This is a genomic window from Thetidibacter halocola (assembly GCF_018224955.1).
Lineage (GTDB): Bacteria > Pseudomonadota > Alphaproteobacteria > Rhodobacterales > Rhodobacteraceae > Thetidibacter > Thetidibacter halocola.
In genome coordinates this window covers 72,716-87,495 of the sequence record NZ_JAGTUU010000001.1, presented here as the reverse complement: position 1 = coordinate 87,495, position 14,780 = coordinate 72,716, and the positions used below count along the sequence as shown (strand labels likewise).

General features: G+C 65.7%; 13 protein-coding genes. 6 read left to right on the top strand and 7 right to left on the bottom strand.

Features of this window, described 5'->3' with window-relative positions; genetic code table 11:
• Positions 1-5: 5 nt before the first annotated feature.
• From KB874_RS00435 to KB874_RS00415, 5 genes are all read right to left on the bottom strand, one after another.
• Positions 6-2,216, bottom strand: a complete 2,211-nt coding sequence (locus tag KB874_RS00435) for a PAS domain-containing hybrid sensor histidine kinase/response regulator (protein ID WP_212534563.1) — start codon at positions 2,214-2,216, stop codon at positions 6-8.
• Between the two features lie 3 nt (positions 2,217-2,219).
• Positions 2,220-3,395, bottom strand: coding sequence for an FIST N-terminal domain-containing protein (locus tag KB874_RS00430; protein ID WP_346346492.1), 1,176 nt, complete (start codon positions 3,393-3,395; stop codon positions 2,220-2,222).
• 41 nt (positions 3,396-3,436) lie between these two features.
• Positions 3,437-4,132, bottom strand: coding sequence for a response regulator (locus tag KB874_RS00425; RefSeq protein WP_212535295.1), 696 nt, complete (start codon positions 4,130-4,132; stop codon positions 3,437-3,439).
• 79 nt (positions 4,133-4,211) lie between these two features.
• Entirely contained in the window at positions 4,212-4,328 is a 117-nt protein-coding gene (locus KB874_RS00420) for an entericidin EcnA/B family protein (RefSeq protein WP_212534562.1), read from the bottom strand.
• 91 nt (positions 4,329-4,419) lie between these two features.
• A complete protein-coding gene (locus KB874_RS00415) occupies positions 4,420-6,237 on the bottom strand; it encodes an extracellular solute-binding protein (protein WP_212534561.1) in 1,818 nt (605 codons plus the stop codon).
• Positions 6,238-6,517: 280 nt separating this feature from the next.
• Here KB874_RS00415 and KB874_RS00410 point away from each other — a divergent pair, with 280 nt between their 5' ends.
• From KB874_RS00410 to tsf, 3 genes are all read left to right on the top strand, one after another.
• Positions 6,518-7,291, top strand: coding sequence for a 3-hydroxybutyrate dehydrogenase (locus KB874_RS00410; RefSeq protein ID WP_212534560.1), 774 nt, complete (start codon positions 6,518-6,520; stop codon positions 7,289-7,291).
• Between the two features lie 242 nt (positions 7,292-7,533).
• Positions 7,534-8,304 (top strand): 30S ribosomal protein S2, encoded by a 771-nt coding sequence (gene rpsB / locus KB874_RS00405; protein WP_212534559.1) that lies wholly within the window; start codon positions 7,534-7,536, stop codon positions 8,302-8,304.
• A gap of 97 nt (positions 8,305-8,401) precedes the next feature.
• On the top strand, positions 8,402-9,277 hold the full coding sequence (gene tsf, locus KB874_RS00400; RefSeq protein ID WP_212534558.1) for a translation elongation factor Ts: 876 nt from the start codon (positions 8,402-8,404) through the stop codon (positions 9,275-9,277).
• 416 nt (positions 9,278-9,693) lie between these two features.
• On the opposite strand, the gene KB874_RS00395 is transcribed toward tsf, so the two are convergent.
• Positions 9,694-10,455, bottom strand: a complete 762-nt coding sequence (locus tag KB874_RS00395; protein WP_212534557.1) for a LuxR family transcriptional regulator — start codon at positions 10,453-10,455, stop codon at positions 9,694-9,696.
• A gap of 226 nt (positions 10,456-10,681) precedes the next feature.
• The gene (locus tag KB874_RS00390) at positions 10,682-11,905 is read right to left on the bottom strand and encodes an acyl-CoA dehydrogenase (RefSeq protein ID WP_212535294.1); all 1,224 of its coding nucleotides are present in this window, start codon (positions 11,903-11,905) and stop codon (positions 10,682-10,684) included.
• 97 nt (positions 11,906-12,002) lie between these two features.
• Between KB874_RS00390 and KB874_RS00385 the strand changes: the two genes are divergently transcribed.
• Genes KB874_RS00385 through KB874_RS00375 form a run of 3 tightly spaced genes read left to right on the top strand, consistent with a single transcriptional unit; the run spans position 12,003 to position 14,727 of the window.
• On the top strand, positions 12,003-12,929 hold the full coding sequence (locus KB874_RS00385) for a LysR substrate-binding domain-containing protein (RefSeq protein ID WP_212534556.1): 927 nt from the start codon (positions 12,003-12,005) through the stop codon (positions 12,927-12,929).
• A complete protein-coding gene (locus tag KB874_RS00380) occupies positions 12,926-13,819 on the top strand; it encodes a PfkB family carbohydrate kinase (RefSeq protein WP_212534555.1) in 894 nt (297 codons plus the stop codon). The genes KB874_RS00385 and KB874_RS00380 overlap by 4 nt, the downstream gene beginning before the upstream one ends.
• Positions 13,816-14,727, top strand: a complete 912-nt coding sequence (locus KB874_RS00375; protein ID WP_212534554.1) for a pseudouridine-5'-phosphate glycosidase — start codon at positions 13,816-13,818, stop codon at positions 14,725-14,727. The genes KB874_RS00380 and KB874_RS00375 overlap by 4 nt, the downstream gene beginning before the upstream one ends.
• Positions 14,728-14,780 lie beyond the last annotated feature (53 nt).

Sequence of the window (14,780 nt, the reverse complement as noted above, 5' to 3'; positions counted from 1 at the left end):
CCCCGTCACGCCATGAGCACGGCCGCGCGTTCCAGGAAGGCTGCCAGCTTGTGCCTGTCCAGTGGTTTCGCCAGAAGTGCCAGGCCGAGATCCTTGCACCCCTGCCGCAGCGCGGAAGAGCGGTCGGCCGAGACGATCACGCAGGGCAGGGCGCCCAGCCGATCCTCGATCATGCGATACAGCGTCAGGCCGCTGGGGCCTGGGCCCAGCTGGTAATCCAGCACCAGAGCGTCCGGCGTGATCTGGAGATCGTCAAGCAGCGTCAGCGCGCCGGGCGCATCCTCGGCCTCGATCACGCTGACGCCCCAGCTTTCCATCAGCACCGACATGGCGCGGCGCATCTGGGGTTCATTTTCCACCAGAAGCGCGATCAACCCGGATTGCGCGAGCCCCGCCGGCCGCGCCGATTGCCGCGCCAGCGTCGGCCTGTTGGGTTCGGCCCGGCCCGCGATGGGAACGTTCACCATGAAACAGCTGCCGCGTCCCGGTTCCGACCACAGGCCCAGCGGATGACCCAGACGCGCGCAGGCGCGTTCGACAATGGCCAGGCCCAGGCCCAGCCCCTCGGACGTCCCTCGCGTCGCGTCGAGCCGGCGGAATTCCTCGAATATGGCGTTCTGGTCCTCTTCGGCGATGCCCGGCCCGGTGTCCCAGACCTCGATCCGGGCCGACCCGCCATTGCGCCGCACGCCCACAAGCACGCGGCCCGTCTCGGTATAGCGCACCGCGTTGGCCAGCAGGTTCTGGAGGATGCGGCGCAGGTAGGCCGGATCGCTTTCCACCATCAGGTCCGATGGGACGAACCGCAGGTCCAGCCCCTTGCGCGCGGCTAGCACCTCCATCTCGTCGCGCAGCGGTGCGAAGATGTCGCGCAGCGCGACCCGCCGGATGTCGAGGCTGAGCCCGTCGCCGTCCAGTTTCGAGATGTCCAGCAGCGCGTCGATGATCTGCTCGGCGCTGGTCAGGGCCGATTCCGCCTTGGACAGGATCACGCCGTCGTCGCCACCGGCGCAGCGGTCGTTCAGTGAGGCGATGTAGAGCTTTGCCGCCGAAAGCGGTTGCAGCAGGTCGTGGCTGGCTGCCGCGACAAACCGTGATTTCGACGCGTTGGCACGCTCGGCCGCCGACAGCGCGTCCTCCAGTTCCAGCGTCCGTTCCATCACGCGCTGTTCGAGGATCTCGTTCAGCTGCGCCAGTTTCTCGGCGGCCTCGCGTTCGGTGGTGACATCGGTCACCGAGATCACGAAGCCGCGGTCGGGCATGCCGCGGCCAAAGACCTGCAACACCGCACCGCCGCCGCGGCGGATCTCGAAGCTGACCGGGCCGCGCGGCCCCTCGGCCCGTGCCCAGCGGGTGAACCCGTCGCGGTCGATGCCGCGGGTGAACACCACGTCCTCGTCGAGCCGGTCGAGCAGGCCGAAGAAACTGACGCCCAGTTGCAGGCGCCGCGCCGGCAGGCCGAACAGCGTGCCCAGCTTGTCGTTCCAGCCCAGCAGGCGGGCATGTTCATCAAAAATGCAGACACCCTGGTTGAGGTGATCCAGCGTAGCGCGGATCATGCGGGTCTGCTTGTCCCGCAGCCGCGCCCGTTCCTGCCGTTCCAGCCGGACCAGGTCTGTCACGTCGGTCTGCACCACCACCGTGCCGCCGTTGCCGGTGCGGTGCTCGGACACCTGCAACCAGCGGTCATGCGCCAGCTGGACGTTGAACATCACCCTCCGATCCCGGTGCCGCCGGATGCGCTGCGCGGCCCAGGCCTCGGGCGTCTGGCCGTCGGGCAGGGCCAGGAAACGCGACCGGCTGACCTCATCGACGTAAGATGCAAAGGGCAGGCCAGGGCGCAGGTCATTGGCGGTATCGCGGAAATCGCGGCAAAAGCGCGAGTTGCACATCACCATGACATCCTGCGGGTCGAACAGGGCAAACCCTTCGGAGACGGTCTCGATCGCGTCGGCCAGGTTGGAGCGCGCGGTCTCGGCCTCGGCATTGGCGCGGCCAAGCTGGGCGTTCGATTCGTGCAGCAGGTCCAGCGTGCGTTCGAGGTCGCGCGTGCGTTCCCGCACCCGGCGTTCCAGCAGCGCGGCGCGTTCGAACTGGGCATAGGCGGCGCTGCTCTGCTCGCTGCCGTATTCCACCCGGCGCATCAGCGCCCCCGCGATCTTGATCAGCTTCTCGTTCTGCCGTTCGAGACTGTCCGAGGGATTGACGAGGGACATGGCCTAGCTCTCTTCGGGGGGATAGATGGCGACGCCGGTCAGCGTCTGGTTGACATGCAGCGCGCCGAACTGCTCGCCATAGGTGGAAAAGCCGATGACGCGGTGGCGCCGCAGGATGTCCGAGATCTCGTGCGTCTTCTGCATCTGCCCAGCCTCGATCCGCCGCAGGATGCAGTCGCAGCCAAGGACGTGATCCGGTGCGCCCTTGCCTTCCAGCGCCGACAGGGCCTGTTCAAGGTGGGCCGAGATGTCCTGGTGCTGCGCCAGCGTGAGAACCATCCCCTCGTTGATCGCCGAAAAGAACACCAGGTCGCCGTCCTCGTCGACCTGCTGGATGGCGCGGACATGGTGGCTGTCGCCCAGGCGCACGACCACCGGATGCGAGGCGAATATGAAGGGTGACAGCTGGTTCGGGTCCTTGCCGAGCAGGCGCGCGTATTCCTGCGCGGCCGGTTCGGCGTTGATCTCCTGCACCAGGCGGCGTTCCGGATCGGCGCGGGTCACGACCATGCGCGTCTCGGTCGGAACGAGATGGTCGAGGCTGAACACCCGGACCGGGCAGCGCGAGCGGATCAGCGCGACCAGCGCGGCATCCCGAAGGACGCGACCGTCATGCGCCAGCCAGGTCGCCTTGAACCGTGTGCCGTCGCCCGCCGAGCCACCGAACAGCGGCATCGGCCCCAGTCCCGAGGCCAGCGCGGCGGTCAGATGTTCCTCGCGCAGCGACAGGCCGTCGACCATCAGAAAGGCGAATTCCGACGCCATGTCGGGCGCCCGGCTTGCCAGGGCCAGGCGCGACTGGATCAGCCGGTCGATCTCGGCCTGCTGATCGAATTCCTGCAAGCCCTCGATGGCATAGGTGGACACCGAAAAGAAGTTTGCGGGAAAGGCAATCGCGATGATCTGGCCTTCCTCGTAGCCCATCGCGCCCAGTTCGCCCGCCGTGGTGCAGCCCAGTACCGGCATGCCGACAAAAAGAGTGCCCGCGCTGCCGATCAGCGCCGGAAAATCCGCATCCGGTGAGGCGAACAGGCACAGAAGCGCGAACGGGCCGTTGCCCAAGGCCTGATGCAACCGGGCGGCGGCATCGGGGCTCCGGGCATCGACCTGCGCGATGCGCAGCGTGCCATGCGTGGTAGCCGTCTCCTCCCGGGCAGAGCCGTGACCCGCTCCGTCCACCTTCGTTTCCCATCACTATGGCTGAAGACAGGTTAAGAGCCTTACGCGTCGGTTGGCAAGACCCGCGCAAAGCGCGCCTCCTGCGCGATCAGCACCGCCTGCGTGCGGCTCTGGACGCCGAGCTTGCGCATGATGGCGGTGACATGCGCCTTGACCGTGGTCTCGGCGATGGACAGGTCATACGCGATCTGCTTGTTCAGCTTGCCCTCGCAGATCAGGTGCAGGATGCGCGCCTGCTGGTTGGTTAGCGAGGCCAGTCGCGCCAGCGCGTCGCCCGGCGCGTCGTCGCCGCCACCGCCCGAGGGTTCGATGTAGTTGTCCGGGACAAAGGACTGTCCCGCCTGCACCGCCTCGAAGGCGCGACGGAAGACTGAGCGCTGCGAGTGTTTCGGCACGAACCCGTTGGCCCCGGCCTTGAGCGCGTGGGAAATCATCCGGTTGTCGGCCATCGACGAGGCGATCAGGATGGGGGCGGCGGGCGCGGCATTGCGCAGCCGCACCAACCCGTCCAGCCCGTTCACGTCGGGCAGGTTCAGGTCCAGCACGATCAGACCGACCCGGTCGTCCTGCGCGACGATCTCCAGCGCTTTTTCCAGCGTGCCCGCACTGCGGATCTCGTCGAAATCGGCGATGGATTGCAGCGTCAGGGTCAGCGCGTCGCAGAACAACGGATGGTCGTCGACCACCAGCGCCGCGCCGCCGCCGACAGTTCCGATGTTGCGCGCCTTTTCGATCATGGTCGTCACCCTTCTCCCCGCCTGCTTGCAGCATAGGGGATGCGGCGGGCGCGGGTCTTTAGGCGAAAGGTCTTAGTCCTCAGAACCAGCCTTGCACCGTGCGTGCGCCCGACGAGATGTCGTTGCCGATGCCCTCGACCGTGCCGCATCCGGCAAGCGCGATCGCCAGGAGAAGGGGGAATGCCACCCGTTTCATGCTTTGCCTCATGTCTGCTCTGCGGTCTCACGCCGCCGTGTCGCTGTGGTTCCTATCAGAAAAAGCGGCTCGATCCAAGATCCGGGCGGCGCTACTCCTGCCACCACCAGACATCGGGCTGCCAGCCGATCCAGTCGCCGTAGATCGGAATGTAGTCGGGAAAGGTCAGTTCCTTCGCATGGGCGATGCGGCTGATGTTCCATTCGTAGATCGGGATCACGTAGCGACCCGCCATCAGCACCCGGTCCAACGCCTTGGCGGCGGCGACGAAATCCTCCTGGTTGCGGGCGTTCAACAGCTTGTCGATCATCGCCTCGGCCGCGTGCGAGCACATGCCCATCAGGTTCCGTGAACCCTCTGTCTCGGCGGCAGCGCAACCCCAGTAGAGATACTGCTCGTTGCCCGGGGACAGCGACAGGCCACGGCGGAAATAGGTCATGTCGAAATCGAAGGCGCTTTCGCGTTCCTTGTATTGGGCGCTGTCGATGGCGGTCACGGTGGGCGTGATGCCGATCCGTCTCAGCCCCTCGACATAGATGTCGATGATCGTCTGTTCCTCGGTCGCGCCGTTGGAAAGCACGATCTCGAAGGTAAAGGGCTGGCCGGTCGCGTTCTGCATCACGCCGTCCTGCACGGTCCAGCCTGCCTCGGCGAAAAGATCCATCGCGCGGGCCAGGTTGGCGCGGTTGCGCGCGGTGCCGTCGCCCACCGGCAGGCTGTAGCCTTCGAGCACGCCGGGCGGCAGTTCGTCGGCATAGGGCAGAAGGAATTCGCGCACGCGCCCCTCGGCCGGGTCATGCCCCATGCCAAGGACCGAGTTCGAGAAATACGAGGTGATGCGGCTTTGTGCCGAGCCGGTCATCGTCTCGTTGATGTATTCGAAGTTGAAGGCGTTGATCAGCGCCTCGCGCACGCGCCAGTCGCGGAATTGCGGCTTGCGCGAATTCATCACAAACCCGGTCATGCCCGTGGGACGCTGGTGCGGGACCACGGATTTCACCATGCGCCCGTCGGCTATGGCGGGGAAGTCGTATTGCCGCTCCCATTTCTCGGCATTGAACTCGCGGTTGGAATTCAGCAACCCGGCCTTGAAGGCTTCGAACTGGGCGGTGCCGTCGCCGAAGAATTCCAGCCGGATCGTGTCCAGGTTGGCCTGGCCCCGCATGAAGGGCAGGTCGCGGCCCCAGTAGTCGGGATTGCGCGTGAGCTCGACGAAACGGCCTGCCTCGAAATCGGTGACGACATAGGGCGCGCTGGCGATCGGGATCACGTCCAGGCCCGACTCGGCGAAACTGAGGCCGTCCCACTGCGCCTTTTTCATCACCGGTCGCATGCCCACCAGCAGAGCCAGTTCGCGGTCCTCGGCGTTGAAGGTGAAGCGGATGCTGCGCGGCCCGGTCTGTTCCATGGTGTCGATCTTGTCCCAGACACCGCGATAGCGCGGGTGGCCCTCGGTGCCGAGGATCTCGTAGCTCCACATCACGTCCTCGACGGTGACGGGGCTGCCATCCGAGAATCGGGCCTCTTCCCGCAGGGTGAATTCCGCCCATTCCCGATTCGGCCCGACCTCGATCGACTCGGCCAGCAGGCCATAAAGCGTGAAGGGTTCGTCCCAGCTGCGGCCCATAAGGGACTCGTAGCCGATGAGGCGCAATTGCCAGGGCGTGCTGCCCTTGAGGATGTGGGGATTGAGACTGTCGAAACTGCCGACCTCGCCGGTGACGATCCTTCCACCTTTGGGCGCATCGGGGTTGGCATAGGGCAGGGACACAAAATCCGGTGGCAGTGCAGGGTCGCCATACATAGCGATGCCATGCTGCGGCTCTGCCCATGCTGCGGCGGTCAGCAGAATCGCCGCCATGCCAGCTGCACAGGCGGTCCGCGCCCGGTGGAAATAATCACCTGTCATTTGCGCAACAATCCCTGTTTGGCCTTGTATCGTTAAGGCCCGAGCCTATCGGTGCTGTCACGCCTTTTCAAACTTTTAGCTTGGACTCGCGCGCATTAACGCTTATACAGGATGCACTGCTCGATAGGTTTCTTGCCTGTATGAAACCTGCCTCAATGACTGAACCCCGGCTTCGGCCGGGGTTTTTTTTGTGCCTGTTTGCACGGCAGGCCGGATCGCGGTTGAACTTTCTCGCGCCCGCAGCATTACTCCGACACGGACACAGCATCAGGAGGGCGCCATGACGCTCAAGGGCAAGACCGCCGTCATCACGGGATCGAACTCCGGCATCGGGCTGGGCATCGCGCGAGAACTGGCCAAGGCTGGCGCCAACGTGGTGCTCAATTCCTTCACCGACCGGGACGAGGATCACGCGCTGGCCGCCGGGATCGCCGCCGACCACGGCGTCACCGCGCGCTACATCAAGGCCGACATGTCGAAGCCCGAAGAGTGCCGCGCGCTGATCACACAGGCGGGCGCATGCGACATCCTGGTGAACAACGCCGGCATCCAGCACGTCGCGCCGATCGACGAGTTTCCCGCCGACAAGTGGGACGCGATCATCGCGATCAACATGAACTCGGTCTTTCACACCACGGCCATGGCGCTGCCGATGATGCGCAAGGCTGGCTGGGGCCGGATCGTCAACATCGCCTCGGGGCACGGGTTGCGCGCCTCGCCCTTCAAGGCGGCCTATGTCACCGCCAAGCATGGCGTGGTCGGCATGACCAAGACCGTGGGTCTCGAGACCGCGAAGGAGCCGATCACCTGCAACGCGGTCTGCCCAGGCTACGTGCTGACCCCGCTGGTCGAGGCGCAGATCCCCGACACGGCCAAGCGCTACGGCATATCGGAGGACGAGGCCATCGAGAAGGTCATCCTGGCCAAGCAGCCCTCCAAGGAATTCGTCACGGTCGAGCAACTGGCAGGAACGGTGCTGTTCCTGTGCTCGGACGCGGCGGCGCAGATCACCGGCACGGCCATCGCGGTCGACGGCGGCTGGACCGCGGCCTGAGCCGGGCAGGGGGCTCTGCCCCCGGCGCGCGTGCCGCGCGAATCCCCTGGGATATTTCCGGCCAGAAGAGGCCGGGGCGCGATGCCGGGGCTTGTGCATCCGGAAAATGAGGGCTAAGGACGCGTCCACGAACCCCGCAGGCGGGGGCGGGCGTATTCGGGGAGACATCCCGATGCGTCCACCGGTTGGCCCGAAATGGTCCGATCCCCCGCCGAGGCATGAAACCGGAAAGGATAGAAGGCATGGCTCTTCCCGAGTTCACCATGCGTCAGCTGCTTGAAGCTGGCGTTCACTTCGGCCACCAGACTCAGCGCTGGAACCCCCGCATGGGCGAGTTCATCTACGGCGCGCGCAACGGCATCCACATTCTCGACCTGACGCAGACCGTCCCGATGCTGGACCAGGCGCTGAAGGCGATCCGCGATTGCGTCGCCAAGGGCGGCCGCGTGCTGTTCGTCGGCACCAAGCGCCAGGCGCAGCAGCCGGTGGCCGAAGCCGCCGAGAAATGCGCGCAGTATTACATGAACCACCGCTGGCTGGGCGGCACGCTGACGAACTGGCAGACCGTGTCCCAGTCGATCAGCCGCCTGCGTCAGATCGACGAGCAGATGGAAGGTGGTGCCGAGGGCCTCACCAAGAAAGAGCGCCTGAACATGGAACGCGATCAGGCCAAGCTTCAGGCTTCGCTGGGTGGCATCCGTGAAATGGGCGGTCTGCCGGACATGCTGTTCGTCATCGACGTCAAGAAAGAGGCGCTGGCGGTGGCCGAGGCGAACAAGCTGGGTATTCCAGTCGTCGCCATCGTCGACAGCAACTGTTCGCCGGACGGCGTGGACTACATCATTCCGGGCAATGACGACGCCGCCCGCGCCATCGCGATGTATTGCGACCTGGCCAGCCGCGCCGCCCTGGACGGCATGACCGGCCAGATGGAAGCCGCCGGTGTCGACCTGGGCGCGCTCGAGGATGCGCCGGCCGAGGAAACTCTGGCAGACGCCCCCGGCGAAGCCTGACCGTCCTGTCGCAAGGGCGACATGGACACGTGACAAGAGCGGGCGGACCGAATCCCGGTTCGCCCGGACTTTTTATCATATCGAGGGAGCCAAGATCATGGCGATCACTGCCGCACAGGTGAAGGAACTGCGCGAAATGACCGGCGCAGGCATGATGGATGCCAAGAAGGCGCTGGTTGAAACCGATGGCGACATGGAAGCCGCTATCGACTGGCTGCGCACCAAGGGCCTCGCAAAGGCCGCCAAGAAGGCCGGCCGCACCGCCGCCGAGGGTCTCGTGGCCGTCAAGGTCGAGGGTGGTGTTGGCGTCGCCGTCGAGGTGAATGCCGAGACCGACTTCGTCGCCAAGAATGCCGAATTCCAGACCATGGTGGCCGACATCGCCACCGCCGCGCTGGGTGTCGACAGCGTCGAGGCGCTGGCCGAAGCACCGATCGGTGGCAAGCCGGTCTCCGAGGTCATCACGGACAAGATCGCCAAGATCGGCGAGAACATGTCGCTGCGCCGCATGGCCAAGATCGAAGGCGACGTGGTGGCGACCTATGTCCACAACGCCGCCGGCGACGGCATGGGCCAGATCGGCGTGCTGGTCGCGCTGAAGGGCGGCGACGAGGCCTTCGGCAAGCAGGTTGCGATGCATGTCGCCGCCGCAAGCCCGGCCGCGCTGAACGAGGGCGACCTCGACCCGGCCGCGATCGAGAAGGAACGCCAGGTCCAGATCGACATCGCGCGCGAATCGGGCAAGCCCGAGGCCGTGATCGAAAAGATGATCGAGGGCCGGATGAAGAAGTATCTTGCCGAAGTCACCCTGACTGGCCAGCAATTCGTGATCAACCCGGACATCACCGTGGCCCAGGCCGCAAAAGAGGCCGGTGCCGAGATCCTCGGCTTCATCCGCATGCAGGTGGGCGAGGGCATCGAGAAGAAGGAAGAGGATTTCGCGGCCGAAGTGGCCAAGGCCGCCCAAGGCTGAGATCCTGCCGACTGGAAAAGAAAAGGAGCCGTCCAGAGGACGGCTCCTTCCTTTTTTTGGGGACGAGCTCCCCTGGGGAAGGATCGGGACCCCCAGAGACATTGGGGATGATGGGGGTCCCGATCGAAGATGCCGGCGCCGAAACGCGACAATTGCGCCCCGGACACCGGCTCCGGCTTGCACCGGAGAAGCCACAGCGCCCGGATCAATCCTCCAGGTTGCGACCTCTGTGTTCCATGGCATAACGCCACCACTCACGGAACTTCCCGATAATGCAATTCGAAGTGACGCAAAGGAAGTCGGGTTTTCCCGACCTTCCCAAAATCGCTACACTTTCACGGGATTTTCACGAAATCGTGTCGACGGAGGCCGCCTCTGGCAAGACCGGTGGGTCTCCGATTTGACCAAATGGTCCATCAGGCCTTGAGAATATACATCTGATTCTGGAACGCGGCCTTGGCCACGGCCTGGGCGGTGGTTTCCACGTTCAGCGTCTCGCGTGCCAGCCGCAGGTGCTTTTCGATCGTCGCCTGGGTCAGGCCCATGATCTGCGCGATGTCCTGCATGGTCTTGCCGTCGCCGACCCATTCCAGCGCCTCGCGCTGGCGGGGCGTCAGGTTCTGGTTGGGCAGGGTGACGGGCAGGGTCAGGATCTTGAGGTGCGTGATGTTGTTCAGCAGCGTGATGTCGCGCCCGTGCTCGACCCAGATCGCATCCACCGCGTCCTGGCTGAGATCGGTGCGCCCGGTAAGCGAGATCGCGCCCTTGGACCGGCTCGAGACCGACTTGAAGCTGACCGTGTAGCCGGCATGGACCTTGTGGCGCAAGTTGAACTCGATCACGCGCAGCGATTTCTCGTCCAGTTGGCCGGCGGCGAATTTTTCGCCGCTGGCGCGCCACGACTTGGCGCCTTCGTTCTCCAGCGCCCAGCGGACCATCGGCGCATCGCGGTAGAGGCCGCCCTCGACAAAGCCCTGACGATAGGCCGGCGAATGGTTCGACAGCACGACGAAGTCCGCCGGATCGCCCAAGGAGTTCTCGGTGCGGAACCGGGTAAAGCCATACAGCAGACGGTCGAATCCGAAACCGGCCATCGCGTCGCAATGCATCTTCCACAGGCATTCGACGCTGTCGGCATTGGTCAGGGCAAGCATCGTATCCCGCAATTCCGGGGTCATGGGCGTTCTCCAAATCGCGAGAGAATACTAAGTCCGCCGCGCCGCGCCGGAAAGCATGCAAAGGACAATGGGCTTGGTTTCATGCCGATCTGTTGCCAGGACGATGCATCCGGGGGCAAGTAATATTTACATAATACTGATTATGGGACTCATGGGGCGCCGGGTCGAGGTCGCCCCCGGAACCGCGCGCCGCGTGGAACGGCGCGCGGAATTCAATCGCATCGGATCAGAAGAACGCCTGGATGCCGGTCTGCGCGCGCCCAAGTATCAGCGCATGGATGTCATGCGTCCCCTCGTAGGTGTTCACCGTCTCGAGGTTGACCATGTGGCGGATCACCTGGAACTCGGCCGAGATGCCGTTGCCGCCATGCATGTCGCGGGACATCCGCGCGATATCCAGCGCCTTGCCGCAATTGTTGCGCTTGAGCAGCGAGATCATCTCGGGAGCGGCTCGCGCCTCGTCCATCAGGCGTCCGACGCGCAGGCAGCCTTGAAGCCCCAGCGTGATCTCGGTCTGCATGTCGGCGAGTTTCTTCTGGAACAGTTGCGTGCCTGCGATCGGCTTGCCAAACTGCTTGCGGTCCAGCCCGTAAGTCCTTGCAGCGTGCCAACAAAATTCGGCCGCACCCAGCACGCCCCAGCTGATGCCGTAGCGCGCGCGGTTAAGGCAGCCGAACGGGCCTTTCAGCCCCTCGACATGCGGCAGCAGCGCATCCTCGCCGACCTCGACACTGTCCATGACGATCTCGCCAGTGACGGAGGCGCGCAGCGAGATCTTGTTGCCGACCTTGGGCGCGGACAGACCCTTCATCCCCTTTTCAAGGACAAAGCCGCGGATCTTGCCGCCATGCGCCTCAGATTTTGCCCATACGACAAAGACATCGGCGATGGGGCTGTTGGAAATCCACATCTTCGACCCGGTCAGGCGATAGCCGCCCTCGGTCTTGACCGCGCGGGTCTTCATCCCCGCCGGGTCGCTGCCGGCGTCTGGTTCGGTCAGGCCGAAACAGCCGATCCATTCTCCGCTGGCGAGCTTAGGCAGGTATTTCTGCCGCTGCTCTTCGGAGCCATAGGCGTAGATCGGATACATCACGAGGCTGGATTGCACCGACATCATCGAGCGATAGCCGCTGTCGACGCGCTCGATCTCGCGGGCGACGAGACCGTAGCTGACGTAACCCGCGCCCAGACCACCATATTCCTCAGGCACCGTGACGCCAAGCAGGCCCATCTGCCCCATCTCGGCAAAGATCCCGGGATCCACCGCCTCTGTCTGGAAGGCCTCGATCACGCGGGGCTGCAATTTTTCTTGCGCGAAGGCGCGCGCGCCCTCGGCCAGCATACGCTCTTCCTCGGTCAGCTGGTCGGCCAGGTGGAACGGATCCTCCCAGTCGAAACGGCCCAGGTCGGGCGCGTCCTTGGCCTTCAGTGCGGGTTTGGGTTGGCTCATCTCGTTCATCGCGGCGCTCCTTATGCTTTTAACCTTTATACCTTGCGAAAAGCGAATGGAAAAACGACAATATCGCAAGAATACATGAGGAAACCGCATGACTGGCCCAATCCGCCCCTTGCCACCCACCCAGGCGCTGCGCGCGCTCGAGGCACTGGACCGGCTGGGCAGCGCCACGGCGGCGGCGGCCGAGATGAACCTCACGCAAAGCGCGGTCTCCAGGCAATTGAAAACGCTGGAGGATCAGCTGGGCGTCGCGCTGTTCCACCGCGAGGGACGCGCGCTGCGCCTGACACCGCAGGCGCACGAGTTCGCGCAAACGGTGCGTGGCGCGCTGGACCGGATCGCGCAAGGGGCGATGGCGCTGCGCCTGACGCCGCGCGGCGGCGCCCTCAGCCTCGCGATCCTGCCGGGCTTCGGGATGCGCTGGCTGGTGCCGCGCCTGCCTGATTTCGCGCGGCTGCACCCGGACGTGACGGTCAACATGGCGACCCGGCTGCGGCCCTTTTCCTTTGCCGCCGAACCGCTGGACGCGGCGATCCATTTCGGGCGCCCCGAGGCCTGGCCCGGCACCCGGCACCTGAACCTGATGCACGAGGCGGTGCGCCCGCTGGCAGCACCCGGCCTGCTGACTGCCGGGCCGCTGGAACCCGCCGCGCTGATGCGCCTGCCGCTGCTGCACCTTGAAAGCCGGCCCAACGCCTGGCCGCGCTGGTTCGCGGCGCAAGGCGCGGTGACGGGTCCCCTGCCCGGCCCGGCCTTCGACCAGTTCGGCGCGCTGATCCAGGCCGCGCTTTACGGGCTGGGCGTGGCGCTGCTGCCCGATTACATGACGATCCGCGAACGGCGCGACGGCGCGCTGGTCGACGCCACCGACCGTCCGCCCGCCGTGCTGGGCGCCTATCACCTCGTCTGGCCCGACGACCGCGCCGAAAGCGCAAGTTTGCGCGCCTTTCTCGACTGGATCGCAACCGAGGCTGACCCCTTGCACGGGCCGTCCGCTCAGGCCACAAGCGAGGCATGAGCGGACCATTCGACATCCTGTGCGTTGGCTCCGTCCTGTGGGACGTGATCGGGCGGTCGCCATCGGTCATGCGGCAGGGCTCGGACGTGCCCGGGCGCATCACCCGCCTGCCCGGCGGCGTTGCGCTGAACATCGCCATGACCCTGGCGCGCTTCGACCTGAAACCCGCGCTTCTGTCTGTCGTCGGCCGCGACGCCGAAGGCGAGGAACTGGTCGCCGCCTGCGCGCGGATGGGGCTGGTGACGGACCACCTCTACCGCTCGGAAGACCTGCCGACCGACCGGTACATGGCGGTCGAGGGCGCAAACGGGCTGATCGCCGCCGTAGCCGACGCCTTTTCGCTGGAGGCCGCCGGGGCCCGCATCCTGCGGCCGCTGACCGAGGGGCCTCTGGGCAGCGTGACCACGCCTTATGCCGGTATCATCGCGCTGGATGGCAACCTGACAGAGGGCCTGCTGGAAGAGATCGCGCATCACCCGGCCTTTGCGAGCGCCGACCTGCGCATCGCGCCCGCCAGCCCCGGCAAGGCCGAGCGCCTGCTGCCTTTCCTGCGCGCCGCGCGCGGTACGCTTTACGTCAATCTCGAAGAAGCCAGCCTGCTCTGCCAGACCCGGTTCGACAGCGCGCCCGAGGCCGCCGCTCGCCTGATCGAGCGCGGCGCCGCCCGGGTGCTGGTGACGAACGGTGGCGAGACTTGCTGCGACGCCACGCCCGACGGGCTGATCGCCGACAGCCCGCCGCCTGTGCTGGTGACGCGGGTGACCGGCGCGGGCGATACCTTCATGGCGGCGCATATCGCCGCCGAACGCGGCGGCGCGGACCGCCAGACGGCACTGGGCCGCGCGCTCCAGACCGCCGCCATCTACGTCTCCGGGGAGATCGGACCATGAGCATTATCACCCTGTCGCCCGCCATTCTCGACGCACAGGCCGATGGTCGCGGTATCGTCGCATTGGAATCCACCATCATCACCCATGGCATGCCCTGGCCGCAGAACCTGGAAATGGCGCGGCAGGTCGAGGCGACGGTGCGCGAGCATGGGGCCGAACCCGCCACCATCGCCGTCCTGGATGGCACGCTGCATGTCGGCCTGACCGATGCGCAACTGGAGAAACTGGCGCAGGCGAAACACGTGGCGAAACTCTCGCGCGCCGATCTTGCCGTCTGCATGGCCGAGCGGCGCACCGGCGCCACCACCGTCGCCGCGACGATGATCGCCGCGAATCTCGCAAGCATCCGGATCTTCGCCACTGGCGGGATCGGCGGCGTGCACCGGGGCGCCGAAAGCAGCTTTGACATCTCGGCCGACCTGCACGAACTGGCGCAGACGCCCGTCACCGTGGTCGCGGCGGGGGCCAAGGCCATCCTCGACCTGCCCAAGACCCTCGAAGTGCTGGAGACGCTGGGCGTGCCCGTCATCGCCTATGGCCAGGACCAGCTGCCTGCCTTCTGGTCGCGCGAGGCCGGGCTGCGCGCGCCGCTGCGGATGGACACCCCCGAGCAGATCGCCCGCGCCCACCGGATGCGCGCGGCACTGGGCCTGCCCGGTGGTCAGCTGATCGCCAACCCGATCCCGGCCGAGGCCGAGATCCCCCGCGACGTTCTGGCCCCGGTGATCGAGCAGGCCAATGCTGACGCGGCGCGCCACGGCATTTCCGGCAAGGCGCTGACCCCCTACCTGCTGCAACGCATATTCGAGCTGACACAGGGCCGCTCGCTGGACGCGAACATCGCACTTGTGCTGAACAATGCCCGGCTTGCGGCACAGATCGCCTGCCGAATGACCTTGCTCACGTGATAATGCCCGCCGTCGCGCGCATTGGCATTGTAGTGTCGCCGTGGCGACCTTAC